Here is a 25,956-nt window from a genome sequence, read left to right as displayed (position 1 = left end):
CGACTTCTATCTGTAAGTTCGGTTTTTCAAATTTAAAGTTCAATCCTAAAAGCACTAAAGATTTAGTGCTTTTTTTCTTTGCGGATCTCTTTGAACTTATTTTTGTCATCGACAAAGACCACTGTGGGCTCGTGGGTTTTGGCATTAGCAATGTCGATTTGAGCGTAGGCAATGATAATCACTTTGTCCCCGCGTTGTACTAAGCGAGCCGCCGCCCCATTTAAACAGACCTCGCCTTTTTTTCCTTCGATAATGTAAGTAGAAAAACGTGCCCCGTTATTGCAATTCACGATATCGACCTTTTGATTTAAAAACATTTTTGCTTTTTTAAGTAAAGCAGGATCAATAGAAACGGAACCTTCATAGTTTAAGTCCGCGTCGGTAACCGTGGCACGGTGGATTTTTGAGTACAATACATCTATTTTCATTTTTCAGCTCCCGCGAAGTTGGATTTGTGATTTGTATTCATCTGCAAAGCGATCAGGTTTCCTTTTAGAACAAGATCAGGAATAACACTGTCGAATATTTTTTCTTTTTCAAATAGACCTGCGAATCCGCCAGTCCCGATAACAAAAGGCTTTTCTCCTTTGAAACACTCTTGGGTAAGACGAGTGATGATTTCGCGCATAGCACCCAAGTGTCCGTAATAGAGCCCTGACTGAAGACTTTCAATTGTCGATTGTCCAAGGGCTTCGTTCTTCGCTGTGATTTCTACTGAAGGCAGCTTCGCCGTTTGAGCTTCTAAGGCTTCCATGGAAAGTTTAAGACCTGCGATAATAGAGCCGCCTAAGTAATCGCGGTCGTGAGTGACTGCACAAAAGGTCGTCGCTGTTCCCAAATCAACTAAGATCATATTGCGTGATGGATACATCTGAGATGCAGCAATAGAATTAGCGATGCGATCGGCTCCGACCTCTAAGGGGTTACGATACTTGATGCGCAGACCTGTTTTGACTCCCGCCTGTAAAATAAAAGGTGTGATATTGAAATACTTTTGGCAGGCCCCTTTTAGCGAGTAGATCACTTCAGGAACGACTGAGCACAACACAATCTGTTTGATGCCTGTGGGATCAATGCCATTTTCTCGGATAACCATACGAAGGAAGACTCCGACTTCGTCAGAGGAAAATCCCTGCTTTGAGTTGCGTCGGAAAGAGGCCAGCATTTTTTCCTGTCCTGCGGGGCCGCTAAAGACACCGCCGTAAATCTGTGTGTTACCCACATCTAGTGATAAGATCATAAAGTCTCCATTTTTAATTCTGGTAATAAAGCTATGGTTTTTTGAAAAATAAATTGGCCGAGTTCGGTGAGGCCAGTGACTTCTGTCGATTGAAGATCACGATTATAGACATGATAATGCTCTTTCTTTTGACTGACTTCATCCCAATCGTTTTGAACAACAAAATCACAGTCTGCCGATTTTAATAGGCTTTGTACTTTTTGTTTAACGTCGTCGCCTGTTATTTTCGAAGTTAGTTTAAAGCCGAACAAAAGAGTCTGTGGGGAAAGTTTTTTAATCTCGTCGATGATTTTAGGATTTTTCTTCAACGTCAATGTGATTTCATCAGCCTGACTGCTGATTTTTCCTCCTTGTCGTTGGACTGAGTAATCACTGACGGCAGCGGCATGGATCACCACATGAAACAATTCTTGTTGAAGAGTTGCTTTCAAAGCTGTTTGCAAATCGGTAAAACTATCGTAGCTGATTTTGTTGCAAGTATTCTGTGGCAGAATGGACTGTGTGCTGTGCAGATAAGTAACCTTAAATCCAGACTCAATCAAAATATCAGCTAAGTGAGCTGCTGTTCGTCCTGTACTGCGATTCGTAATCACACGCACATCATCAATCGCCTCAGAGGTACCACCAGCCGTAATCAAGACTTTACGAGCCGTAGCTGGAGTTTTTGATTCTGAGCCCGAGGATTTATCAGTGACCGAGGTTGTACTTCCTACGCGCTGATAAACTTCCTCTAAAATCAGATCTGGTTCTAGTAAGCGACCAGAGCCCACTTCGCCGCAGGCTAAAACGCCTGAAGCCGTTTCTAAAATTTCAACACCCATGGCGCGTAGTTTTTTAATTGAGTCCTGTGTTGTAGGGTGCTGATACATTTTCGTATTCATCGCCGGCGCCAACAAAAATGGTTTTGCAAAATCATGGGCCAAAAACAAGGTTGTTAATAAATCATCACCTAAGCCATAGGCGATTTTATTGATGTAATTTGCCGTGGCTGGAGCTACTAAAATTAAATCAGCCCAGCGAACTAAATTGATATGATCCATCACGTTTCCGCGAGCATACATATCTGTTATCGGCATTTCTCCGGTGAGTCCTTCCACAGTGGCTGCACCAACAAAGGCTAAACTGCTGGGTGACATCACCACTTTAACGTGATGCTGAGCTTGCTTGAGGCGCGACATCACCGTGCACACTTTGTAGCAGGCGATAGAACCGGTCATGACAATTAGAATGTTTTTACTCTTATTAGATGGCGACATTGTCGATTAACCTCACGTTATCTATAAAAGCCGCAATAAAGCGGCGCTGTCCGTGGTCTTCCAAATACTCCACTTCAACTCCTGCTGCTTGCAATGTCTGGCGTACGACTTGTGGATCACGAGACTCAGTCAAAGCTTTGTAAATCAAAGGGGCTTTCTTACGTCCTTCTTCTGATAGACGCGTATTGCGTGAGCTCATGGCAAGACCATCCTGTTCACGAATAGTTGGAAGTCCGATGATTTCAGTGCGTAGAAAGAAAGTTTTTGTCATATCTCGAATCAACTGAAGTTGCTGATAATCTTTTTCGCCAAAGTAGGCCTTATGTGGCTGCACGATTTGCAAAAGCTTCATCACAACAGTCAGCACGCCATCAAAGTGGCCCGCGCGATGGGCTCCGCAAAGCTGTTTAGAAAAGTCAGTTTCCATCACTTTGTAGCGATAGCCATCAGCGTAGATTTCGCCGTATTGGGGTGCAATGACAATGTGGGCGCCATTTGCACGGGCTAATTCGATATCGGCATCCCATGTTTTAGGATATTTTTGTAAGTCCTCAGCATTATTGAACTGTGTGGGATTCACATAAATACTTAAGACACAAATATCATTTTCATCAGAGGCTTTTCGGATAAGGCTGGCGTGTCCTTGGTGTAGTGCTCCCATAGTGGGAACAAAACCCACACGTGTATCTTGGCCTAAGGCATCCCGATACGTGATAAATTCTTGGATAGAGTTAAACGTCTTAATTTCCGTCATAGCTGTGCTCTTTGTCTGGAAATTCAGATTTTTTCACTTCATCCACATAGTTTTGAACAGCTTCGCTAATGAGGTCGTAGCCATTCATATATTTTTTAAGAAACTTAGGGCGAAACTCTTTATTCATGCCCAATAGATCTTGTAAAACTAAAACCTGTCCATCGGTATGAGCTCCGGCACCGATGCCAATTGTAGGAATATTTAACGATTGCGTAATTTTTTTGGCTAACTCGCTTGGAACACATTCGAGGACAAGACTGAAGCAGCCTGCTTTTTCTAAAGCCAAAGCATCTTGCAGAATTTTTTCTGCGGCCTCTGTGGACTTGCCCTGAACTTTAGGTCCACCTAATTGATGAATGAATTGTGGAGTCAATCCTAAGTGCCCCATAACAGGGACGCCAGATTCTACAATATGACGGATCAGTTCAAGGTGGCCGTCGGCATTTTCAATTTTAATAGCGTGGGCTCCGGCCTGCATTAGTTTTTGCACGTGATCCATCGTGTTCTTAAGTCCCTTGCGCGTGCTGAGGAACGGCATGTCCGCCACAATAAATTTATTACTAGCAGCGCGGGCTACGGCTTCTGTATGTAAAGCCAAGACGGCAGTCGACGCATTCAAGGTGGTGCTGTGACCATGCATCACCTGAGCGGCTGAGTCTCCGATCAACAATACATCTACTGAACTAGCGGAAAGAATTTTGGCAAAGCTATAGTCGTAGCAAGTGAGCATCGTAATTTTTTCGCCAGACTTTTTTCGTTTTTGGAAGTCGAGGATAGATTTCATTTTGTAAACTCCTTACGAAAAGTTTCGTAGATGTGTTGAAGCTTGGGTTGCTCGTGTAGAGCGTGCAAATTGCGAGAGATGGTCTCGTGGTCACGGCGAACTAGAGGACCGGTGAGGGCTTGTTCTTTCAGTCTAAGGTAGTTATTCGTTATCTGCTGAATGTACAAATCTACAGCGGCATCTGGTAACTGCAAGTGGTGCATCTGCGCAGAAACCTCGGACCAAATCATCTGAGGAAAGTTACCCGCTAAAACACAAAGTGCATGGTAAAAGGCCTTTTGTTCGGCTGGCAAAACAGTGTAGTTATTTTCAAAGTTTGGCAATGCCATTTGCAAGTCAGTAAAGCCGCTAATAGAAAAGTGAATTTTAGGATAAACTTCGTTGGGTAAAAGCTCTTGCGGAAAGCTCATAAGAGGATGGGCACTCAGAAGTCGTGAATCATTAAGAGCTCCACTAAAGTGAACGGCTGTTAAATTTTTCGTGGCCAAATAGTTTTCATAAAAGGGAATGATGGCATTGTCAGAAATAGCCAGCCAAACAGTAGAGACATTTTCGAGATGATGTTGAAGTAAATCAGGGCTTTGTGATCGGTCCCATTGCCGTAAAGACAAAGGGGTTTTAATCAGTGTGTTCCAGTGCTGAAGGTGCCGCGCGAGTCGTCCGGCCCCCACCAGTAGAACGGGTGAGATGGTAGTCATAATTTCCTCCGGTACCTGTCGCGCATCAAACACGCAATCAAGTCCAATCATATAGAGTATACGCTCTAGGCGGAAAATTATCACTTTTTATTTAAAAAGCAAGGTGGTAAAACGGCCAAATGAAATTAAATGCAGCTTTTATTTGGGTTGGGGCCGTTTTTTTAAGCGCTATCGCTATATTTGTTTATTTGATCAAGACGGATAGCCCAGATTTGAAATCACAGGTGCCGATGCGGGCCTTTACGAGCGAAGTCGAACTGACTGATACACTAATGGGGCATATTGCAGGTCCTCTGCAAACGAGCACGGCGTATTGGATTGGGATAGAGCCAGGAAAGTCGGAACAGATTCCTGTAGTGACACAAGTAGTAGCGCAAATTAAAAAGCAACATCCTGTCGCCCATATCATCGTCGACTTTGAATTGCGTCTATCTAAAGAAGAGTTAGCTCTGCTTCAACCCAGTGATGTGATCAGTTTAAAAGAGCACCTTTATGACATTGGTGAAAAGTTACAGAAATTAGAACAAGAAAAAGTTTCATATATTTTGGTGACCGCAGCTATTTACAGTACATCTATTTTAGAAAAAAATCCGATTGATATTGTGAAAAAGCAATATGGTTTAAATCCACTGACTTTGTCCTTGGCCTATTTCCCACTGAGTTCTGAATCAGAAAAAGATATGGTCTTCCCTTGTAAAACTGCGGATGATCACACAGGAACAGCTCAATGGGGTTGTAGTATTGTGAACAAATCACGCTTTGTGCGTAAACAATTTATCGAAGATAAAGAAAAACCCTGGACTGCATTTATCGACAGTTCAGGGCCTTCAGATTTTATTCTAGTTTTAACTAAAATTTAATTCGTATTGTCTCGAGTTTGATCTTAAATCACTTCATGGCTCAGCGGGCGGCGCGGAGCTCTGAAGTAAGTTCGTGGCGAGAGGTCAAACAGGTCACTGATTTTGCTCATGTAAACGCAAGCATAGCGTTCCATCTGATAAGCAAAGTAGCTTTCCTCATTCCCTGCACGCATTAACTGTCCCCAATTTGGATTGTACAGAGCCTGCTGTTTTTTGATGAGCTGGCTGATCTGTGTATCAATGTTAGTGATCAGTTCTTGCAATTCTGAAATGCGCTTTTCATCAATCGTTGCGTCTTTTTCAATTCGCTTCGTCATCAAATCTGTCAGTTCATCTTCATACGGCTCTTTGCGTTTCATCAACGTATCGATTTCTTGCATGATGGGTTCAGCCAGTTGGTTTTGGCGAATCTCTTCTTCTAATTCCTCGATGATCATCGCTGTACGCCAGTTACATTCTTTTTTAAGACGTAAGATATCGCCGTAGATATGATCCCCAACATAAAGGATGTCGTCTCCGTCCAGACCTAAATCCTCTGTGAATTTACGAGCCGTTCCCCCTTGGTAAACACCAGGAACTAGTTTTTCATCAAAGTTTGTCATTGTTCCATCATCTGGATTCACTTTTAAAAACTTCGTGTTTTCATAGAAGAACTTTGGCTTCTGAGCAAACGTGATGATCAATTCAAATAGGTCAATCCATGATTCGCCTTCATCAAGGAAAGGATTGATCGCGTAGTCTAACAATAATTTAGAATATGAAAAATCAGAGTTCGTCAGGACGAAAATTTTCTTTCCATGTTGCTTGAACTTTTTAAGTCCTTTGACCAATTCGGCATCTTTCACAATGTAGTGAGCTAAGTTTTTACGAACTTCGTCTTTCAACGAACCATCACGATGAGCTTCGTCCAAAGCATCTAAGACGTCGTCCGATAGCTGAGCATAATCCGGCAAGTTCAAGCTAGGATCTGAATCTTTCAAATCTACAAGTTGAGAAAAAGCATAAGCTAATGAATAAGAAAAGCTGGTGTCGATAGCCAAATAGTCCGATTTGCTCAGATCAATGTAAGTCGATTTGTACACTTTTTGGTGTGTTTTAAAATCTAAAGGTTTTAGACCATGAAAGCTATTACGGATGGCCGTATAGCGATTCAGTTTCAACAAGTTTCCTTTTTTGCGGTCGACCACTAGGCCACGTAATGCAAAATGGAAATCAAATTGTAATTTCTTGATGACTTCAGGGTAGCCCTTTTTCGTGATCAGTTTTTCGATAATTTTTGTGTGTGAAAGTCGTTCAAAGTTTTCAGTATTGTAACGGATCAACGTGTGATCCATATCTAGCCCGATATATTTGATGCGTTTTAGATTTAACGTGCGATTCACGTAAACTTTGCTAGGCATTTTTAATGTCTCCGATGTGATGAAGACAGAGGAACTATTTCTCTGTCGGTAATTGCAATTGATTCCATAACAACATGCCACCTAGCATGTTGTGGACGTTTTGATAGCCCTGCTGTTTTGCATAGGCTGCCGCTTGAGCAGATCTTCCGCCAGAACGGCAAATGAAAACGATAGTTTTATCCTGCGGTAATGATTTTAATTTTTCTGGTAACGTCGAAAGAACAACAAGTTCTGACTGTGGAGCATGTCCCAATTCGCCAGTGAACTCAGAGATTTCACGTACATCGACTAATTTAACTTTTTCGGTACTTTCAAAGACTTCCTGTGGAGTGACGTCTTCAACTTCAGTAAAATGCGGATTAGTAGATTTGTTTTTAAATTCGTATAACATAGGTGGATCAGTTTACACGAATGCTGAGTGTCACAGCAAGTAAATCTGTCCGCGTTTGCAATAAGATGCGCCTAAAGCCCTCTATATCTTTGACTGAGCGGGTTGAGCGTATAAACTGGGGGTTCTTATGAGCAGCCCTAAGTCCTTAACCCCCAGTTTAGATCTCCTGTCCGAAGAACAGCGCTTTGCTTTAGAGATGTGCGAGTCCGGAGAAAATATTTTCCTAACGGGCGGAGCTGGCTCGGGTAAAAGCTTTGTGATTCGTGAATTCATGAAAGATAAAGATCCGAAGTCTTTGCCGATCTTAGCGAGTACCGGAGCTGCAGCCGTGCTTCTGGGCGGGCGTACATTTCATAGCTTCTTTGGTTTAGGTATTATGGAGGGCGGCCCGCAGGCCACACTTCAGCGTGTGCTTAATGATAAACGAGCGATCAAAAGAATTCGGCAAGTCGAAGGGATCATTATCGATGAAATTTCGATGATCCCCGGCGATGCCTTAATGATCGCAGAAGCTCTGGCCAGTCAGGCGCGTGAGTCGTCACTGCCATGGGGCGGAATGCGTGTGATTGCCGTCGGCGACTTTGGTCAGCTGCCACCTGTGACACGTTCAGGACAAAAACGCGATTGGTGTTTTTTGAATGAAGTATGGCAACGCTCGGGATTTCAAATTTGTAAGTTACAGTTGAATCAGCGCATTCAGAATAATGAGTTCTTACATGTCTTAGAAGACATTCGTTCCGGTAAGTTCACTGAGCGTGTTAAAGATTTTTTACAAGATAGAACAAAGCCCCACGATGAAGATCATCCGGGGACACGTCTATTTCCGCGTCGCGATCAATCTGATTTATACAATCAAAAAAAATTAGCAGAAATTCGTGAAGACGAAATTTTAGTGGACTCTATTTTTCTAGGAGAACAAAAATACGTCGATATTCTGACAAAATCAGCACCGGTACCACCGCAGCTTAAGTTAAAAGTGGGCTGCCGCGTGATGTTTTTGAAAAATGATGTGCAGAAACGCTGGGTGAATGGAACGCGAGGTACATTGGTGCACTATGAATCCGATCACCTTGTTGTTCGCAAGGATGGCGGCCGCGAAGTGAAAGTGGATAAGATGTCATTTTCACTGTTGGATGCCGATGGAAATTCAAAAGCCAGTGTGATTCAGTTTCCTGTAACACTGGCCTATGCGACGACGATTCATAAGTCTCAAGGGGCCACTTTAGACGAACTTTGGTGTGACCTTGGCTCGTTGTGGGAACCGGGCCATGCCTATGTGGCCTTGTCGCGTCTACGTGATCCTGCTGGATTGCACATTGTGCGTTGGCACCAACGCTCGTTCATTATTGATCCTGAAGTGAAGCGCTTTTACGGGGAATAGGGCTCCCTGCATTCAGGTTGAAAGTCCTATGCCGTGCTTAGAGGTTATTCGTTAATTTGACATTATCCTACTAAATAGTATAATTATCCTACTAAATAGGATGGATAAAGATGTCATTTTCTATCTATGGCAACAATGTTGCCGAAAAAACTTTACTGTACATAGCTAACTACGGAGAAGGCCATATCAATGGCATCGCCAAGACTTTTGAAATTGCACCTAGCCAAGTTGAAAAACAAGTGAACCGATTGGAAGAAGCTGGGATTCTAGTGAGCACGACAAGAGGTAACGCTAGAATGTTCACGATAAACCCGCGTCTTGGGTATAAGGTCGAGTTGGCGGCACTTCTTGAAAAACAATTGAATCTTTTATCAAAAGAGGAATTACAGAAATTTTACCGAAAACGGATGCGTCCAAGAAGAAAAGGTAAAAAACTTTGATAACACAGAAAACGACTGTGGCTGAGCTTGCAGGCATAGTGACTGCGGGTTTACAAAAACATAATATCAGCGCCACTCTTGTCGGGGGAGCAGTTGTTTCAATTTACACTCAAAACGAATATCAATCACATGATTTAGATTTTATAAGCCCCAACGATCATCAAAAAATCATAGAAGCTATGATTGATTTAGGATTTTCCAGAGCAGGAAGAAGTTTTGAGCATCCATCGACTCACTTTACGATTGAGTTTCCAACAGGTCCGTTAGCAATAGGCGATGATGTTCCTGTAAAACCGGAAGGACAAATTAAAACCAAATATGGCAAAGTTACACTTCTTTCGCCCACTCAATGTGTAATGGATCGGTTGGCGTGGTTTTACCACAATAATGACCGCCAGTGCCTTGATCAGGCCGTCATGGTTGCCACTGATAACAATATCAATTTAACAAAGGTAAAGCGTTGGTCTGAAAAAGAAAAATCAACCGAAAAGTTTCAGATATTTTTAAACCGACTTAAAGCTACGAAAAAATAAATCTACTATTACGCCGTAGCTCCGCAACTGTGGCAGTGTTTTGCAAAAGCATTCTTACGCGTTTGGCATTGCGTGCAGTTATTGTAAACACATGTTCCGCAGTGGACGCAGAAGTTGCGCGCGGGATCTTTCAAATCAATCGGACGTTCACATCCCGGACAAATGCTGCGCGCTAGTCTTTGGTGAGCTAAATCGTAGTTCAGTTTTTCTTTTAATTCTGTGCTGGGCATAGACTCTGCTTTTTTCTGGTTTTCGAGGTACTTTTGCAGAGCCTTAATCGAGTAATGTCCTATGAAAAAGGTAACGACGATGCCGACAATGTAGCGAACATAGCCGCCATAACTCGGCAGATAAGGAACAAGCTCAACAAAGAAAGCGAATAGAGCAAAGAAAATAAATCCCCAAACAAATGGCCAATAGGTGCTGTGACGTTTACGTGCAAAAAGCCATGCTCCAATGAGTAGAAGTGGTAGCGTCAGAGCCAGACGCAATAGAAAAACTTGAATTTCCTGTGTGCGTTCAGCTTTGTGCATCAGTTTGTAACCTTCACTTTGGAAGTCACTCAGTTGATCTTGCTCTTTGGTGCGCAGTTGATAAAGCTCCGTCTGCTTTTCTTGTAGGGCATCTATTTTTTCAGACTGTTTGCGGATAGAGAGCTGCTGTTGTTCCAGTTCGCGTGTTTTAGCTAAGACCTCTTCGTTTTGAGTCAGATCTTTTGTTGTATAACGGGTGGCAAGCCAGTTGTTGAAAACTTCTTTTGAGTTAGCGTAGGCGCGCTCTTGTTGCTGAATAATCACATTGGCATCCGCCAATTCTTTTTCAACTTGGCGGATTTCGTAGTCGCGAGCTTTGACTTGATTTAGTAGCGATTCATGGCGAAGAGGCTCGACAAAATCTTTTAATTCAGAAGTTTTTTGTGTCTTTGGCAAGTCGTGAACAACAAGGCCACCGAGTCCAATCAGAAAAGAAGCGAAGATCACCGAAATCAGCCAAAGGCCACGATTTAACCATTTTTCTGTTCTGCGAGACGATGACATAGGAGTCCTTTCCTGTAGCAAGGGCTGTAAGACAATTTCGGGTCAACGTCGATATTTTAGACAGTATCCCTTGATCAGCTCAAATAAAAAGAGGTCTGCGGCACCTTGGGCCGGAACGTCTTTAGCAATCTAGAACTAGGAATCATAAGACTAAATGGAATAGGGTGGAACAGATGGCAATTCAGCGGGTAATTTCAGCGGCGGCAATGGTTTTAACTTTAACAGTTGGTTTAACAGCCACGGCCGAGGTCATTGAGTTTTATACATTAGGTGCCGGTGGTAAACGCGCTGAAAACGAGGCCTTTTTCACTGACCACATTCAGCGAGTGGTGGATCAGGTCGATAACCTGAGGTTAGCTGATAATCCGATCAACATCGTGGTTGAGCGTCGCAGTGGCGGTGCCTCTTTTGATTACGGATCTATTGTGTATATTCCTAGAACTTTTGAGCATTCAGGTCAGTATGGTGGAACCTATTCAAAATCAATCTATGACATTTTAGCAGTCTTCGCACACGAATATGCCCATGCGATCTTTGGAACTTTTTTAGCTGATGCCTCTGCGGACTATGCCGAATTAAAACGAATTAAATCACAGTCGTCTGAATTGAGCTTGCAGGCTTTACGTGATGATCCCGATACCGAAACGCTCGAGCAAATGCGCCAACAGATGAAGGCACTTGAAGACTCAGTGGTGCAAAACCCAGCGTTACTTAAAATTGCACGTCAAGTAGGGCCCTACAGTGAATTGTACGCAGATGCGGTGGCTGTATTTGTAACGGGCAGTAAGGGAGCTATTTACGAAGCCCTCGCCTATGAGGGAATGCCATTTCACATGCGTGCTTATGTGGAAAGCCGCGATTTTGGTATGAAGCACGATCCTGATACATGGACTTTCTCTGACGAGCACGCCATGTTCGGTCCATTGCGCTCGGTGATTGGTTCTGATGAGTGCTGGCCGCGTAGTGACGAGCAAAAAAGACTGCGTTTACAGCAGTTGAAAACGGTTCTTATTCGCGACTTACAACGTAAGATCACTGCGGGTGAAATGCCGACAAAAGATGATAATAAACAGCTTATCGCTGAATACAGCGCCTATTGCCGCTAACGGCATCTTGGCTATCAGCACCATGACAGTGATTTTTTGACCCTGACCTTGGCGGTTGCTAGATTAAGGCCTCATTACAAATGGAGGCTTTATGTCATTGGCTGTTAATTGGTCAAAAGCGAAAATGACCGAACAAAATCCAATCGGATTATACGGAGTTGATTTTATTGAATATGCAGGCAGTGATGCCGCTCACTTTCAAAAACTATTCACGAAATTAGGCTTCACAGAATTAGCTAAAATCGAAAACAAAGAGATTCGCTTATATCGTCAAGGTGATATCAATTTTATCATCAACTGTGAGCCAGACACATTTGCCACAGACTTTGCGAAGTTACATGGTCCATCTGTTTCTTCAACTGGCTTCCGTGTTGAAAATGCGACACGCGCTTTTGAAGAAGCGGTGAAACGTGGTGCGCGTCCGTATGATGGCAGTCAATCTGCTCGCGGGGCTACTCCATATTTAGCGATCTATGGTATCGGCGATTCGTTGGTTTACTTCATTGATGAAACGACTCACAACGATCTTTATGAAAAACAATTTAAAGTCGCTAATAACGCCACCAATCACCCAGTGGGCTTAGGTTTAGAGATTGTAGATCACTTCACCAATAACGTGCCTGTAGGGGAAATGAAGAAGTGGGCTGACTTTTATGAAAACATTTTCAACTTCCACGAAGCGAAGTACTTCGATATCAAAGGTAAAGCGACGGGTTTGTTATCAAAAGCTATGCGTTCACCATGTGGATTGTTTTCAGTTCCTATCAACGAGCCGAAGGATGCTAAATCTCAAATTCAAGAATACCTGAACGAATACAAAGGTTCTGGAATTCAGCACATTGCGATGACGACACAACAAGTGATCCCTACATTAGAGCGTTTGCGTGCGCAGGGAATTGAGTTCTTAGCAGCTCCACCGGATACATATTACGGCATGTTGAAAGATCGTTTGCCACAGGTCAGTGAAGATATTGATAAACTAAAAGGACAAGCTATCTTAGTCGATGGCGACCAACATGGTTACCTTTTGCAGATCTTCACAAAAAATGTGATCGGTCCTGTTTTCTACGAAGTTATTCAACGTAAAGGACATGATGGTTTTGGTGATGGTAACTTCCAAGCCCTATTTGATGCGATTGAAGCCGATCAAAGAGCGCGCGGTTACCTCTAATCACTATTAGTAAAATCCATTTGAAGGAGCACTCGTATGTATCAGTACTCACAAGGCAAACATAATACTCAAGGACATAAAGCTATTCCTGAGGGTTGCTACGAAGAAGAACAAGGGCGAAAAGGTTTCTTTGGCCCTGTGTCTCATCTGATCAAGCCCGAGGCTTCTACGAAATGGACTAACATTGAAGGTCCATTAAGACCTCATCTTTACGACTTAGTCGAAATGAAATATCAATTGGGTAAATGGCATCGTCTGTTCTTTAATTCAGACGTCGCTATTTATTCATGTTGGAATGAAGTCACAGATCTAAGCCATGCTAGTAACGTGTTGCCTTCGCTACGTAATGCCGATGGGGAAACACTTTACTTCTGTCACGCCGGTTCGGGTGTTGTTCTAACTGAGTATGGTTTGTTGAAATTTAAAACTGGTTCTTACATCAATGTTCCAAAGTCTTTACATCATACATTTGTATTCCATGAAAAAACTCAGTTTATTATTATCGAGTCTATGACAGGTTTGTATCGTGAGCCTGAGCGCGGAATGGTTGGTCGCAATGCCTTCTACGATCCTGCAAGTTTTGGAAAACCGGATTTAGAAGAGATGCATCAATTGAAAAAAGAAAAACGTGTGACCTCAACAGAGATCAGCGTGAAGCGCTTAGATGTCATGACTGAATTTTCTTATGATAGCTGTGTTTACGATACTGTGGGATGGAAAGGGGATTACTTCCCATTCACATTACACATCGATGATATGATGCCGATGATGTCCCATCGTGTGCACTTGCCGCCATCGGCTCACACGACATTTGCTGCCAATGGTTTTGTTGTCTGCACATTCTTGCCTCGTCCAATCGAAACAGATGCTGATGCCTTGAAGGTCCCGTTCTATCATCAGAATATCGACTATGATGAAGTGTTATTTTATCACGCTGGAAACTTCTTCAGTCGTGATAACCTGCATGCGAATATGATGACATTGCATCCTGCGGGATTCCCCCATGGCCCGCACCCGAAAGCCTTTGCTGCTCAGGGGAAGAAGACGTTTACAGACGAAGTGGCGGTGATGATTGACTCAGTTAAACCACTACAAGTTGATATTGGTTTGAATGAAGTGGAGCTAGTGAACTACTGGCAATCATGGATGAAGAAATAGATCGGAAACGCTATTTTCCCTCTGAAAATCACTGATTTTAACGCACGGGTCATTCTTCCCGTGCGCTGCGCGTTGAAAACACCTGTCAACCCTGTCAAAGGTCCAGCTCTGTAAAAATCACAAAAATTAACTCAATACTTTCAGTGACTTACGATGCGCAAAAATAGCGCACGACAGAAGTTTCAGAGAATGTCGAAACCCGTGTTATACTAGGTCCACGTATGAATGATGGTATAATTAGCCCGAAAGGGCTCCGCGACGAATGGTCTTTATTATTACACACCTTTCTTGATGATAGCTCTGAGGCTAAAAAATCAGACGAGATGATCACACAGATGAAAGCTTCTCCTCTGACTTTGGATCAGATCAAGGGCATGAGAAAAGATCTCAGCTCTAAAAGAAAGAAAATGAACCAGTCTATTGAAAAACTTAAAAGCAAGATCGAACAGATGAGTAATGTGGTCGATAACCTTGAATTAGTGGGTTCAGATACGACAGGTTTGGTGAAAGAGATTAACATGCTCAACAATGAAGGTGAGCAAATCTCTGAAGAGATCATTGTCTTGGATCAAAAAATTAAAAAGTTACACGAATTACAAGATTTAATGGCCTAAGAAACGGCTTAATTAACGGCGACTTACAGGTCGCCGTTTTTATTTGTCGTGCTGTTATCAGCAGTATCAGTAGCGCTCAGAGCTTTAGACGCTTGCGCGTTTTCTTTTCCTTCTCGCATCCGGCGTAAGCTTTGTTGCAATACAATCTCGAGCATACGGAACTCTTTTTCAGATGGAGCATTTTGCAAAAGCATCCGGCGTAATACAGTGAAAACGTTAATACGGCGTTTGCTCAAATCCATATTCATTTCTAACAGCCATTGCTTCAAAGTTTCATCTGGGAAGATCAGCGGTTTCTTTTGTTGCTCTCGGGGTTTTTGTTGGCCGTCTAAGCGCGTACGTTCCCCACCAAAAATATTACGAAAAGTATACAGAGCTAAAAGCACGGCTTGAGCTAAGTTTAAGCTGGAATTGTCACCATAGGTGGGAATTGTACAGCAGTGATTCGCATACTGAATATCTTCACCACTTAATCCCCAATCCTCAGGTCCAAAAAGTAAATGAATGATAAAAGGCTCATCGCTTTCTTTTTGTAAGGCGGGGTGGCTTTCTTTTAATCGGTTCAGTGTGACGGGTAGGTCTTCGACTAGACGACCACGTCCATCCCGTGCGGTTGTTGCGATTTGTAGTCCTCGCGGTTCAGTTTTATAGAACTCGTCCCAGCTCGGGTAGGTGACGCGATTTTGTAATGCTGCTTGTCCTGAAGCCGCCGCCTTATTGGATTCGATAGTGAATTCACATTTCGGGTCGATCAGAATAAGCTTACTAACACCCATGTTTGCCATAGCACGTGAAACAGAGCCCACATTGCGCTCGTACAAAGAGCGCACCAACACAACACGTAGATCAAAATTTCTCATAGGCTAACTTTATTCCTTCTTCGATTAAAGGACGGTGCTTGGTATTTTGAGCTGCTAATGATTGAAGATGATTTTTGAAATCATCTTCAGCAAGACCAGCTTTAATGGCCATTTCAAGTAGTTCAACAAATAAAAGCCATTCATTCGCCGAATGAGCTTTAAATGTTTGAAACTGCTCTTGCAATGTTGACGCTGAAATAGAGCCACTTTTTTTAAAGTCAGCTCTGAGGTCACGTAACTTTTGGTAGAAAGAGAAAAGCTTTTTCTGATTCTCGGAATACTGTGGTGGAGGCACTCGCTTTGCGACGAAGTCATCAAATTCCCCATAGGCCACGCGGTCTGCTGGGCCACCAAAAACAGAACTAACGTCTTCACCTAATACGATATCGTAAATTCCCCATTCTGGACGGAAAAGAATTTCATCTTTAAACTGAGCCGTGGCATTTTCAAATGACAGAACCACAGCCTTTGACGTTTCGCTGACTTTTTGTATCTGAGTCAATCGTCCGCTAACTTGCACTCCCGATTCATAGTTCAAAGATGCAATCTGTCCGATTTGTAAGGACTCGAGTGAAAAATTTAAAATGTTTCCGACAGGGGTGCCGTATCCGTCTTTGTGATACGTATTAGCGTGCCCTTCAATCTCACGATCAGCAAAACATAACTGGGTTGGTCCGACAAACTGTAAGTAAGCGGGTTGTCCCTTTGCATCCGTAAGGTATTTTTTCAATGTGCCAGAGATCTGTAGTCCGGTATTGAGTTCTACTGTATTCACGCTTTCCGCTTGGACGGCTTTATCTAGGCCTTGGCGTCCACCTAGTTTGTAGGCCATCGTTTCTGACAGCTCTTCCAGAACTTCTGAAAGATGTTTAAAGTCGCGTGCGACATAGAGCTGTGGTTGTGGCTCGGTGATATCGTAAGACTGATGAATACAAGCAAGACTTAATGGGATCTTTTTAACATTATCTGATAGGCACCACTGCGATTCACCGACAGAGGATAAAAGACCTGCGCCAAATATTTTTGGCTTCTTGATGTCCCCGATCAAACCATACTCAGCCGTCCACCAATTCATGCGAGATAGCTCAGAGGCTTCAGAGGTAAATGAAATAGACTTCGAAACACGCACAAGCTTTTCATCGGAAGCTTTGATCTCTTCCGGTGTTGATGCTGGATTTTCTTTAACATCTGAAAGTTCGCGAATAGCTTCATAGAGCTCTAAATCCTCTTTGCTGATAATCGCTTTCTTTGCGACTTGAGCATATTGTTTTAGATACTCAGCATATTCCGGATCAGCGATGATAGGAGCGTGTCCTGCAGCTTCGTGCACAATGTCCGGAGCCGGTGTGTACAGCAGATGATCTAAAGAGCGCATATCAGAAGCAATAGGTAGAACACTTAAAGACTGCAACTCCATAAACGCTGCTGGTGGGATGAATCCGCTGACAGGAAGTGCGCGCCAGCCGAACTTTTCAAGATGGGCACTGATATTTTCAATGCGTGGTATTTGTTCGATATCAATGCCAGTTTTTTCAAGCCCCTCTAAGTAACTCGCGTGGGCATGTACACTTAAGTAAGATTTAAGTTGGCGTAGAATGTATCTCCAGACAGCGTGATCAAGGGCTGTGTACTTTTCGTAGTCTTGCTTAACGATATACTTCTGAAGATGTGACGGAAGACGCTCCATTATTATAACCAAGGATCCTGTTGGCTCAGATAATTCGTAACATAATCCTTGATGGCTGTTTCTAGCGGCCACTGTGGATGTGATAGTCCTGCTTGTTGCCATTTATTCATATTCGCTTCTGTGAAGTACTGATATTGGTTGCGAATATTTTCGGGCATTTCAAGCCACTTGATTTTGAGTTCCTTATCCATAGATTCAAATAAAGGGTGAGCCATATCTAACCATGTACGAGCTTTTCCAAAACCCATATTGTAGATACCGCTTTCTGGTTTTTTATCCATAAGCTCTTGCATCCAACGGACAACATCTTTGACGTAAACAAAATCACGCAGTTGTTTTCCATCTTCGTACTGAGAATCGTAAGATTTAAAAAGTCCTAATTCAGAAGTGTCTTGAATTTGGTGATAAGCTTTGTACGCAACGCTGGCCATAGAACCTTTTTCATATTCATTCGGGCCAAAGACATTGAAAAACTTCAAAGCGTACCAATGTTCAGGAGTGGCCTTTTGTTTTACAGCCCAACGATCCATGATCACTTTTGATTCACCATAAAGATTTAGTGGCTTCAATTTTTCAGAATCGAATACGTCATTGAAGCCATTCTCTCCGGCACCATAAGTTGCGGCACTACTGGCGTAAATTAAACTTTTTTTATTCTGTGCACACCATTCGAAAAGTCGTTGTGAGTATTGAAAATTATTTGAGTACAAGAAGTCCCAGTTAGTTTCAGTCGTCGAAGAGCAAGCTCCCATGTGAATAATCCATGAAACATTTTTGCGGGCTTCTTCTGTTTGCAAGAATGACCAAAGCTCATTGGCTTCGTAAAAACGTGTGTAAGTTCTTTTCTTTAAAAGATCACGTTTATCCAAAGAAACACTATCCACGGCGATAATATCCGTTAGACCATTTTGGTTAAGTTGCCATACCATGGCACTGCCTATAAATCCGTTAGCTCCAGTTACGATAATCATGCGGCTAGTATCTTGTATGACTCGCAATGTTCGCAAGTTCTTTTAGGTGTGTTGGTTTTGGTCAGTTTTGAAAATAATACCCCATTTTGCGCGATCAAACGCCCCAACTGGGCCTCTAGGGGCCTTAAATTGGGTTTAGATATGTCTCAAATCGGCACATAGGTTGCTTCGGTATTTACTGGTGCATCGGAGTCTTCCGGTACTATTGCTGTTGGAGTTGGACGTTGAGAGTTTTATTAGCGATTTTTATCAGTTTTCTGGGAGTACTTCTGGGTATGGTCTTAGCCGGTATCGGGGGATTGTCGGCTAAGACCATATATTTCTTTGATCAGACAGATAGCTCCGAGAAACAAAAAATCGAGGCCTACTGGGATAAAACAGCTCTTGGTTTTTCTGAAGTGTCTGAGATCATTAACAATCAAAAGTGCAATAGTTCGGCAGGCTATTACAAAGCTTGCCTTGCGGCTTTATCACAAAGTGCGCTGCTTTTACAAAAGCAAGTGGATCTGCAATCAGGTCGCTTAGTGGATGTGGTGGAATCGGATTACTTAGTTGAAAAAAATGAAAAAGATCTGATGAGCCTGTATGCCGAAAATTTGACTTCGCGCCTAGATTTTGAAAAAGAGCTACAAGAGTTAATCCAAGGCGCTAAAAAAGACGAACTAAAATCTTCATTCTATGGGCGCATGATCAATGCGTTTTTATCTGTATATGCAGATCCTCACACGTATGTATTGCCTCTAAATTTCTATAGCAATGTGGGATCTAAAATGGACCGCTCTAAGTTTTTTGTGGGAATTTCTTACGAAAAACTACAAGGTGATTTTTATATCAGACGTGTATCGAAAAACTCAGATGCCGAGCTAGCTGGGATACGAGTTGGGGATAAAGTGCTGTCGGTGGATTCCATCGATTTAAAGGGCCTGAGTTACTCTGAATTTTCTGACTTGATGACGAATGAAGAAAAAACCGGATTTGTATTTGTCGTACAGCGAGGCGAGCAAACTCTGAATTTGAAACTGCAAAGAACCTATCGCCAATTGAACCATGTTCAATACAGTTTAATTAAGAGTAATAAAAACTATGCCTACGTGAACTTCACTAAATTTGGTAGCGGAGCCTGCCTTGAAATCGCCCGTGCTATTCAAACAGCACGCGAAGAAAAAGTGGGCGGTATGATTTTGGATCTGCGTGACAATGCTGGTGGGCAAATGGAGCAGGCTGCTTGTATTGCGGGATTGTTCTTGGGCAAAAATAAAAAAGCTTACTATGTTGAGTATTTCTCTCCGGAGCAGCCAAACGAAGTGGCTTTAACTTCTGAAGAGCAACTTTATGACGGACCATTAGTGGTGTTGATCAATTCATCTTCTGCTAGCTCTTCTGAGCTTTTAGCTGGAGCTTTGCAAGAGTATGGACGTGCCTTAATCGTTGGGGAAAGAAGCTTTGGAAAGGGAACTTTTCAAGAGCCCGAATCATGGAAGCTTAATCCAAAAGTGACTTTATATAAAACCCAAGGTTTTTACTTACTGCCAAGTCGTAATTCGACTCAGTTGCGTGGTGTCGTTCCAGATGTAGTGATAGAGGATAATGAACATGCTCGGCGAGAAGAAAACTTATATCTTAATCCACTGAAGGCGGAAGAAAACCTTTACGCGGGCCTTGCTGAACGAGAAAAAGTCAGAGCGTATTCGTATCCTGCATGCGATTCAGTTGGGACTTTAAAAGGGACTTCAAACTCTGAAGACAGTTATTTGGCAACTGCTGTTCAACATCTAGGCTGCGTGCAGCCATGGTCCTCTTCATTGGCAGAGCAAAAAGCTCACTCGATCAACTAACTCTTAATATTTGTATTCATGTGAAGAAATTAAGCCAATGTGATGGCAGCAAAGCCACCGCCTGTAGTGCGCAGATTGGTTGTCTGGCCTTGGTATATTCGCGCCACAATCATTTGAAGCTCATCTTTATAGGCGAAGCAGCGTAAATCATACTTGTATTCAGTTGGTGTTTCTAAGTAATCAAAAGTGATATTTGGAGCCGCCGAGTACTGCTGAGCGATAAAGTCTGTTGTCATGACACTTTCAAAAACTTTACGACTGATGGAAGCTCCTTTGTAGGCCTGTTTGCCACCGAAAGATTGCTTTGGTTTGAAGAATAGGTTTTTTCTTTCGGACCAGATAAACTCTTTATCTTCTTTGCCGAGGTCATAAACTTTTAAAAGGCTAGTGGGGCACGGAACATCCGATTGTTGGTTCCAATCCAGCAATCTTTTTTTATCTGCCAGAAGAAAGTATTCATAGGGATTCGGTGACAGTTGAATCTTCGATTCATTAAATAGCTGTCTGAGAGCTTTGGACTTTTCCTCTTGCAGATAGAAATCGGTATGGCGATTGTAGACAAAGACATCTTTAAGTATTTGTTCAGACTCACTGATATCTAAAATGTCGCAATGAAGGCCCTGTTTTTTAAACAGAGATTCATAAATTAAAAACTCTAAATACAATCTTTGTTCAGTAGGTTTTTCATCTATGATCGACAACGTCCGTCCATCAGTTTGGGACAGGCTCATTTCATCTTGAAACATTTTCGTCAGTGCATTCTTGTCGAATTGAGGATTGCCCACATTGGGCAAATTCAGAAACGAGTAAAGATCGAGTCCTAAAGCTAAAAATGAAGCGTTGGTGTTGATCTCGATAAGCTCGGGGTTGCCATTGGCTCCGATATGAAAATCATAGCTCATACAAGCCGAGAAATTTTCGGGGCGGCGAAGCTGAAGCTGATCATACTCTGCTGCTAAATTTGATGTCCCCCATTGACGGAGTTTCCAGTACTGTTGAATTTCCGTGCGAATTTGTTGGATTTGAGAAGTGCTCAGGGGAATTTGAAACGGAGAAAGAAGCTGTTCCGAAACCAATTCATTCAATTGAGGTAAGTCAAATTCTGGATATTTTTCTTTTAAATAACAGACGAAACTTGCCTTCATATTCATGCTCAACTATTGTTGCCACAACTGGGGGATTTTAACAATGAAAACCATCAAGCTGATCACCTGGAATGTGAATGGGATTCGCGCAAGTTATGACAAGGGCTTAAGACAATTTGTAGAGGACCAGTCTGCGGATATTCTGTGTTTACAAGAAACAAAAGCACATCGTGATCAAGTTGAACCTGTTTTGCAGACATTGGGTTACCCACACAGCTATTGGTCGTCGGCAGAGCGAAAAGGATATTCTGGCGTAGCGACATTTTGTAAACAAGAGCCAGAAAAAATCCTCACGTCTATTGATAAACCTGCGTACACAAAAGAGGGCCGCATTGTTTGGACGCGCCATGAACACTTCGACTTGTATAATATCTATTTTCCTAACGGAGGCTCAGGTCAAGAGCGTCATGACTTCAAACAGGTTTTCTTAAAAGAACTTTTGGCTCATTTAAAATTTGAAATGCGTAAGGGTCGTGAAATCGTGGTGGTGGGCGATTACAACATCGCTTACCTTGAGCACGATGTGTACGATCCGGTCTTTCTTTCAAGAGAGTCTGGATTCCTACCTGAAGAGCGCGAATGGTTTCAAACTTTCTTACAGGCAGGTTTTGTAGATGCCTTTCGCCAGTTTTCGCCTGACACTAAGAATGTCTATTCGTGGTGGTCTTATCGCGAGCTAGCTCGTCCTAAAAACAACGGATGGCGTATTGATCATATCTGCGTGACACCCGCACTGGTGCCGCATCTTAGAAGCTGTGATGTACTGATGCAGCAAGAGGGGTCAGATCACTGCCCCGTTGTGGCCACATTCGAATTTTAATTTAAATTTAAAAAGTGCAGAACTTGGTAAGAGTTCTGCGAGAGCTTATTAAGAGCGGTGTTTGCGTGCGCGTGCTGTCTTGCGCGCAGGGCGTTCGGCTTCACCATCATGCTCGTCCGTATCCGAAAGCATTTTGGCTTCTTCCAGTTTATTTTTAAAGTAGCGTCTGAACATCATCTCGCTTAAAGCCGAAGATTTAACTGTCCAGTATTTTACATTCACTGTGATAGCTGCGATAGCAATGCGGCTGTCTTCGTCAGAAGCATAACCCACAAACCAGTCTGTTCTGCCGCGTGGGTTTGTGCCTGTGAAGTGACCTGTTTTTCCACCCATTTCAACTTCTTTAAATTGACGTTCACGCACAATACGACGGAATGTTTTGCGTGAAGTTCCAGTGAGGACCGTTTGCTCCATCATTTGCTTTACTTTATTTGCAGATTTGGCAGAAATAGCCTGTCCTGATATCTGAGGTTGGGCAGAATAGATCACTTCGTGTTGATCGTTTTCGATACTTTTAACTAAATAAGGAGCCGGTATTTGCCCTTCGTTGACAATAGCCGAAGCGATCATCGCGCCGTGTACAGGGCTTAATGTGTTGAAGCGATTATAGCCAGAGGCTACCTGCGCCAGAGCATAACCTTTTTCATCAGGAACAAAAATAGAGCTGGTTTCCACAGGGAAGTCGGAAGGGATTTCTTTATTAAAGAAGAACTTGCGGGCGTACTCAGAAAGATCTTCTGGCTCTAAAGACTCTAAAGTCAGACGTCCAAAGGCGGTGTTGATCGACATCGCGAAGGCTTCTTTGAGTGTGATAAAGCGTGTCCAGCGATTGACGTTATCAGAAAGGACATTCTTTTTATAAAGAGTGTAATTGCCACCATTAAAAGCGATACGGTGTTCAGGTGTAATACCAGCTTTGTCTACGGCAGCAGCAGCTGTGATCACTTTGAAAACGCTGGCTGCGGGATAGCCTGACTTCAAAGCCAAGTTGTCATCGTTTTCGCTATTATTCTTTTCAAAGCTGGTCATCGCTAAGATTTCACCTGTGCGAGCATCCATCATCACGATAGCGCCATAGTCAGGTTTGTAACGTCTTAGAAGTGCTTCTGCATGGTTTTGTAAGTCAGAAGCTAAAGTGTAATTGACACGATATTCGGCAGGATCATCCCCTTTAGATAGGGGGAGTGCGATTTTTTCAGGGAAAACATTTTGAGTGATTTGACCACCAAGAGCTTCAGAGAGCATTTGGCGAGATACAGAGTAAGCAGATGAGTTTTCGGAAGTGTAGGATTGGATATCATCATAGATAGCAAAGGCACTAACAAGTAAACCGATAGGAACTAAAATCAAAGCAGCTAATCGGCGATATCTGTTAAATAGATTATTTAAGCTATGAAATCGACTCTGAAACATTGTTACACTTCCTGTTTAACGTTGTTCAAAGATTTTATTATAACACTATAAGAAAAATGTTCTCAACCCCTTAAGGATAGTTTTATGATATTCGAATGAAAACTAAAGAGAGAATTCTACTGGGTGCTTTGGATCTATTTAATACACATGCCGCAAGCGAGGTAACGACTAACGATATCGCTCGTGATCTGAAGATGAGCCCCGGTAATCTTTATTTTCACTATAAAAACAAAGAACAAATCATTCGAGAGCTGTTCAAAAGGCTAGCTGCTGAGACCACGGAAATTTGGCAGCCTCAGACCAAGTTAGCAAAGAAAAATCAACAGATGCAGTTGATCGATTTCATTGATAAAAACCTTGAGTTGTACTGGAAGTACCGCTTTTTCCATCGCGAGCTGTACACCCTTCGTAAAAAAGATCCTGAGCTTTCAAAATTGTGGAGAGCCCACCTTAAAAAATTAGGCCGCCACATGATTATCTTGCACAAGCACTGGGTGCGTTCAGGCTATATGGAGCCAATTAAGTCTAAGAACGAGTTGGAATTTGTGGGCGAATTACTTTTCGTGGCTTCAAACAGCTTCATGCAGTTCTTTGAAACCGTGGATCGCGCTCCTAATCAACGTACTGTCGAAAAGGCAAAACGCCACATTATGCGTATGTTGACTCCTTATTTAAGCGGAGAGATTCGCGCTACTTTTGAAAAGTATATTCAATAGACCGATTGAACTCAGTTGGACGTCGTTCAACTGAGGATCCGTCCGTTTCCTGTGTCAGTTGGCCATAATAAAGATGGGGTCCAACGATTTCATAAATTCCATAGCGTCTTTGTCCCACATGGGGCACTTGCACCAATGAGTCTGCGGTGAAAAGAGCGCACTGCAAGCCGGTAATGACCTGTGGTTGATTGATTTGCCAACTTTGAATTCCGCAGACCTGTCTTTGGTTAAAATTATCTACAAGACTCTGTTTGTGTAGGGTCAGGGCGATACTGTCGTAGGTGAATTCAATAAAGTGGGGATTCGCACTATCCAGATTGAAGTGAACGGGGCCAATCGTGGTGAAGCTCAAAGCCAGATCATGGCAGTTGGCTTCATGGTGGAAGAACTCGGTTGTTGTGCTTAAGGCATCTTTGTAAACTTGTTTTCGTTGAAGACCATGCTGGCAGGGAGTGAGCCAAAGCCCATCTGGAATTTGGGCCCAAACGGGAGCTGTGGTTAACAGTGAAAGAGCAAAAAAGAAGATTCTCATGGGGTACAGATGCCGTACACTTTCTTGGAATTCAACCGCTAAAAAAATCTTAAATTAGATTAAAAGCTCCAGTTATTTAAGGTTACGTCATTTTTTACTCTTTTTTATGCAATTTAGCACATTGCATTAAGATGTGAGTTTTAATTTTATATTAGTAATTACAATATGTTACACCATTTAATTTTTTGTAAGATTTTTGATTGCAAAAATTACAAGAATACATTTAGATAAGGCGGTTCCAATTTGGAACTTAAGTTTTAGGCAGATAATGCCGATATTTAAAAACTTAAAACTGGATCGCTCAGATCACTCACTGGAGGGGTAACATGGCAAAAGGCGCTGCTAAACACGGAACCGAGAAGTTGACAGACCAATTGGTTAAAGAGTGCAAAGAAAAGCTTTTAAAAACCAAAATGGACCTTTTGAATCGCGTAAAAGAAGCTCGTGAAAAATTAGACTTGGGTGAAAAAGGCGGAGACGAAGCCGATCAAACAATGCGTCTTCTAGCTGAGCAAGAAATGTTGAACTTAAATGATCGCCTAAGATCTCAATTATTCGAGATCGAAAGTGCATTAGGTCGCATTGAAAGTGGTGCTTTCGGTATGTGTGAAGAGACTGAAGAGCAAATCGAAGTGGAAAGACTTCGCGCTATTCCTTGGACTCGCCTAAGCATCGAAGGTGCTGAGATCCGCGAATCTGTGAATCGTCGTTACGCTCGCTAAGGCGACGTCGTTGTCAACGAACTGAGATCTTAAACCCGTTAAGCTCAGTTCGAAATCAGTTGGCAACAGTAGATGTATTATTTTTTAATTTCTTTTGTAAAACTCGTTTTTTTTCTGAAGCTACAGCGCGGGAAGAAACCGAGTTTTTTGTTTTTGGTTGGTACTTCAACGGTTTTAGCTTCACTTGAAATTCAGAAGCTTCACTGCTGACGACGATATCGTAGTTAGCAGGGGTTTGATCAGTATTCACACCAGCAAAACGATGCACTTCTGTGGCCGTGATATTTTGCTCTTCGGTTGTGGATTGAATCAAGCTGGCGAAGTCGATTTTGGCGAATGCAGATAAAGCCAAGCTGTTAATCAAAATAAAAAGAATAGAAAAAAGACTGAGCTGACGCAAAAAACCTCCATGTTTTTTGTGTAGAATCCAGA

General features: G+C 42.6%; 28 protein-coding genes. 12 read left to right on the top strand and 16 right to left on the bottom strand.

Annotated features, from left to right (window positions below):
• Window positions 1-62: 62 nt before the first annotated feature.
• From panD to A11Q_RS11375, 6 genes are read right to left on the bottom strand one after another with little or no spacing between them, the layout of a single operon-like run.
• The gene (panD, locus tag A11Q_RS11400) at window positions 63-428 is read right to left on the bottom strand and encodes an aspartate 1-decarboxylase (RefSeq protein WP_015470971.1); all 366 of its coding nucleotides are present in this window, start codon (window positions 426-428) and stop codon (window positions 63-65) included.
• Window positions 425-1,240, bottom strand: a complete 816-nt coding sequence (locus tag A11Q_RS11395) for a type III pantothenate kinase (protein ID WP_015470970.1) — start codon at window positions 1,238-1,240, stop codon at window positions 425-427. The genes panD and A11Q_RS11395 overlap by 4 nt, the downstream gene beginning before the upstream one ends.
• On the bottom strand, window positions 1,237-2,496 hold the full coding sequence (coaBC, locus tag A11Q_RS11390) for a bifunctional phosphopantothenoylcysteine decarboxylase/phosphopantothenate--cysteine ligase CoaBC (RefSeq protein ID WP_015470969.1): 1,260 nt from the start codon (window positions 2,494-2,496) through the stop codon (window positions 1,237-1,239). The genes A11Q_RS11395 and coaBC overlap by 4 nt, the downstream gene beginning before the upstream one ends.
• Window positions 2,483-3,250 carry a pantoate--beta-alanine ligase gene (gene panC, locus A11Q_RS11385; protein ID WP_015470968.1) on the bottom strand — a complete coding sequence of 256 codons (768 nt, stop codon included), beginning with the start codon at window positions 3,248-3,250 and terminating at the stop codon, window positions 2,483-2,485. Before panC ends, coaBC begins: the two co-directional genes overlap by 14 nt.
• Window positions 3,237-4,034, bottom strand: a complete 798-nt coding sequence (gene panB, locus A11Q_RS11380) for a 3-methyl-2-oxobutanoate hydroxymethyltransferase (protein WP_015470967.1) — start codon at window positions 4,032-4,034, stop codon at window positions 3,237-3,239. The genes panC and panB overlap by 14 nt, the downstream gene beginning before the upstream one ends.
• Window positions 4,031-4,732 (bottom strand): DUF2520 domain-containing protein, encoded by a 702-nt coding sequence (locus tag A11Q_RS11375; RefSeq protein WP_015470966.1) that lies wholly within the window; start codon window positions 4,730-4,732, stop codon window positions 4,031-4,033. Before A11Q_RS11375 ends, panB begins: the two co-directional genes overlap by 4 nt.
• Before the next feature lie 119 nt (window positions 4,733-4,851).
• On the opposite strand from A11Q_RS11375, the gene A11Q_RS11370 reads away from it, so the two are divergent.
• Window positions 4,852-5,592 (top strand): hypothetical protein, encoded by a 741-nt coding sequence (locus A11Q_RS11370; RefSeq protein WP_015470965.1) that lies wholly within the window; start codon window positions 4,852-4,854, stop codon window positions 5,590-5,592.
• Between the two features lie 23 nt (window positions 5,593-5,615).
• On the opposite strand, the gene A11Q_RS11365 is transcribed toward A11Q_RS11370, so the two are convergent.
• Together A11Q_RS11365 and A11Q_RS11360 are read right to left on the bottom strand one after the other, a co-directional pair.
• Window positions 5,616-6,992, bottom strand: a complete 1,377-nt coding sequence (locus A11Q_RS11365) for an HAD-IG family 5'-nucleotidase (protein ID WP_015470964.1) — start codon at window positions 6,990-6,992, stop codon at window positions 5,616-5,618.
• 34 nt (window positions 6,993-7,026) lie between these two features.
• Complete coding sequence (locus A11Q_RS11360) at window positions 7,027-7,383, bottom strand: rhodanese-like domain-containing protein (RefSeq protein ID WP_015470963.1); 357 nt, start codon at window positions 7,381-7,383, stop codon at window positions 7,027-7,029.
• 127 nt (window positions 7,384-7,510) lie between these two features.
• Here A11Q_RS11360 and A11Q_RS11355 point away from each other — a divergent pair, with 127 nt between their 5' ends.
• The 3 genes from A11Q_RS11355 (at window position 7,511) to A11Q_RS11345 (ending at window position 9,737) form a co-directional block, all read left to right on the top strand.
• A complete protein-coding gene (locus A11Q_RS11355; protein ID WP_015470962.1) occupies window positions 7,511-8,764 on the top strand; it encodes a DEAD/DEAH box helicase in 1,254 nt (417 codons plus the stop codon).
• A 110-nt stretch (window positions 8,765-8,874) separates the two neighbouring features.
• Window positions 8,875-9,204 carry a hypothetical protein gene (locus tag A11Q_RS11350; RefSeq protein ID WP_015470961.1) on the top strand — a complete coding sequence of 110 codons (330 nt, stop codon included), beginning with the start codon at window positions 8,875-8,877 and terminating at the stop codon, window positions 9,202-9,204.
• A 17-nt stretch (window positions 9,205-9,221) separates the two neighbouring features.
• Entirely contained in the window at window positions 9,222-9,737 is a 516-nt protein-coding gene (locus A11Q_RS11345; protein WP_148284994.1) for a nucleotidyltransferase family protein, read from the top strand.
• A gap of 8 nt (window positions 9,738-9,745) precedes the next feature.
• Here the strand turns inward: A11Q_RS11345 and A11Q_RS11340 are convergent, their stop codons facing one another.
• The gene (locus A11Q_RS11340; RefSeq protein WP_015470959.1) at window positions 9,746-10,774 is read right to left on the bottom strand and encodes a zinc ribbon domain-containing protein; all 1,029 of its coding nucleotides are present in this window, start codon (window positions 10,772-10,774) and stop codon (window positions 9,746-9,748) included.
• 173 nt (window positions 10,775-10,947) lie between these two features.
• On the opposite strand from A11Q_RS11340, the gene A11Q_RS11335 reads away from it, so the two are divergent.
• The 4 genes from A11Q_RS11335 to A11Q_RS11320 all read left to right on the top strand — a co-directional run bounded on the left by A11Q_RS11335 (window position 10,948) and on the right by A11Q_RS11320 (window position 14,823).
• Entirely contained in the window at window positions 10,948-11,880 is a 933-nt protein-coding gene (locus A11Q_RS11335) for a hypothetical protein (RefSeq protein WP_015470958.1), read from the top strand.
• 91 nt (window positions 11,881-11,971) lie between these two features.
• Entirely contained in the window at window positions 11,972-13,051 is a 1,080-nt protein-coding gene (hppD, locus tag A11Q_RS11330) for a 4-hydroxyphenylpyruvate dioxygenase (protein WP_015470957.1), read from the top strand.
• A 36-nt stretch (window positions 13,052-13,087) separates the two neighbouring features.
• Entirely contained in the window at window positions 13,088-14,209 is a 1,122-nt protein-coding gene (locus A11Q_RS11325) for a homogentisate 1,2-dioxygenase (RefSeq protein WP_015470956.1), read from the top strand.
• Between the two features lie 221 nt (window positions 14,210-14,430).
• The gene (locus A11Q_RS11320) at window positions 14,431-14,823 is read left to right on the top strand and encodes a hypothetical protein (protein WP_015470955.1); all 393 of its coding nucleotides are present in this window, start codon (window positions 14,431-14,433) and stop codon (window positions 14,821-14,823) included.
• 23 nt (window positions 14,824-14,846) lie between these two features.
• On the opposite strand, the gene A11Q_RS11315 is transcribed toward A11Q_RS11320, so the two are convergent.
• From A11Q_RS11315 to rfaD, 3 genes are read right to left on the bottom strand one after another with little or no spacing between them, the layout of a single operon-like run.
• The gene (locus tag A11Q_RS11315; protein WP_015470954.1) at window positions 14,847-15,683 is read right to left on the bottom strand and encodes an RNA methyltransferase; all 837 of its coding nucleotides are present in this window, start codon (window positions 15,681-15,683) and stop codon (window positions 14,847-14,849) included.
• Window positions 15,670-17,382: an aromatic amino acid hydroxylase gene (locus A11Q_RS11310; protein ID WP_235044609.1), complete on the bottom strand. Its 1,713-nt coding sequence runs from the start codon at window positions 17,380-17,382 to the stop codon at window positions 15,670-15,672. Before A11Q_RS11310 ends, A11Q_RS11315 begins: the two co-directional genes overlap by 14 nt.
• A complete protein-coding gene (gene rfaD, locus A11Q_RS11305) occupies window positions 17,373-18,341 on the bottom strand; it encodes an ADP-glyceromanno-heptose 6-epimerase (RefSeq protein WP_015470952.1) in 969 nt (322 codons plus the stop codon). The genes A11Q_RS11310 and rfaD overlap by 10 nt, the downstream gene beginning before the upstream one ends.
• 224 nt (window positions 18,342-18,565) lie before the next feature.
• On the opposite strand from rfaD, the gene A11Q_RS11300 reads away from it, so the two are divergent.
• Window positions 18,566-20,176, top strand: a complete 1,611-nt coding sequence (locus A11Q_RS11300; RefSeq protein ID WP_041575247.1) for a S41 family peptidase — start codon at window positions 18,566-18,568, stop codon at window positions 20,174-20,176.
• A 29-nt stretch (window positions 20,177-20,205) separates the two neighbouring features.
• On the opposite strand, the gene A11Q_RS11295 is transcribed toward A11Q_RS11300, so the two are convergent.
• Entirely contained in the window at window positions 20,206-21,321 is a 1,116-nt protein-coding gene (locus A11Q_RS11295; RefSeq protein ID WP_015470950.1) for a hypothetical protein, read from the bottom strand.
• 43 nt (window positions 21,322-21,364) lie between these two features.
• Between A11Q_RS11295 and A11Q_RS11290 the strand changes: the two genes are divergently transcribed.
• A complete protein-coding gene (locus A11Q_RS11290) occupies window positions 21,365-22,141 on the top strand; it encodes an exodeoxyribonuclease III (RefSeq protein WP_015470949.1) in 777 nt (258 codons plus the stop codon).
• 48 nt (window positions 22,142-22,189) lie between these two features.
• Here A11Q_RS11290 and A11Q_RS11285 read toward each other — a convergent pair whose 3' ends face one another.
• Complete coding sequence (locus A11Q_RS11285) at window positions 22,190-23,554, bottom strand: penicillin-binding transpeptidase domain-containing protein (protein ID WP_015470948.1); 1,365 nt, start codon at window positions 23,552-23,554, stop codon at window positions 22,190-22,192.
• Between the two features lie 95 nt (window positions 23,555-23,649).
• On the opposite strand from A11Q_RS11285, the gene A11Q_RS11280 reads away from it, so the two are divergent.
• A complete protein-coding gene (locus tag A11Q_RS11280; RefSeq protein WP_015470947.1) occupies window positions 23,650-24,270 on the top strand; it encodes a TetR/AcrR family transcriptional regulator in 621 nt (206 codons plus the stop codon).
• Here A11Q_RS11280 and A11Q_RS11275 read toward each other — a convergent pair.
• Window positions 24,245-24,802 carry a hypothetical protein gene (locus A11Q_RS11275; protein ID WP_015470946.1) on the bottom strand — a complete coding sequence of 186 codons (558 nt, stop codon included), beginning with the start codon at window positions 24,800-24,802 and terminating at the stop codon, window positions 24,245-24,247. The two genes, A11Q_RS11280 and A11Q_RS11275, sit on opposite strands and share 26 nt — an antisense overlap.
• Before the next feature lie 326 nt (window positions 24,803-25,128).
• On the opposite strand from A11Q_RS11275, the gene A11Q_RS11270 reads away from it, so the two are divergent.
• On the top strand, window positions 25,129-25,524 hold the full coding sequence (locus tag A11Q_RS11270; RefSeq protein ID WP_015470945.1) for a TraR/DksA family transcriptional regulator: 396 nt from the start codon (window positions 25,129-25,131) through the stop codon (window positions 25,522-25,524).
• 55 nt (window positions 25,525-25,579) lie between these two features.
• Here A11Q_RS11270 and A11Q_RS11265 read toward each other — a convergent pair whose 3' ends face one another.
• Window positions 25,580-25,924: a hypothetical protein gene (locus tag A11Q_RS11265; protein ID WP_015470944.1), complete on the bottom strand. Its 345-nt coding sequence runs from the start codon at window positions 25,922-25,924 to the stop codon at window positions 25,580-25,582.
• Between the last annotated feature and the right edge of the window lie 32 nt (window positions 25,925-25,956).

Origin of the sequence: Pseudobdellovibrio exovorus JSS, from assembly GCF_000348725.1 — a bacterium.
Taxonomy (GTDB): Bacteria; Bdellovibrionota; Bdellovibrionia; order Bdellovibrionales; family Bdellovibrionaceae; genus Pseudobdellovibrio; species Pseudobdellovibrio exovorus.
Note: the sequence above shows the minus strand (reverse complement) of the source record. Positions and strands in the feature narration are given on the sequence as shown.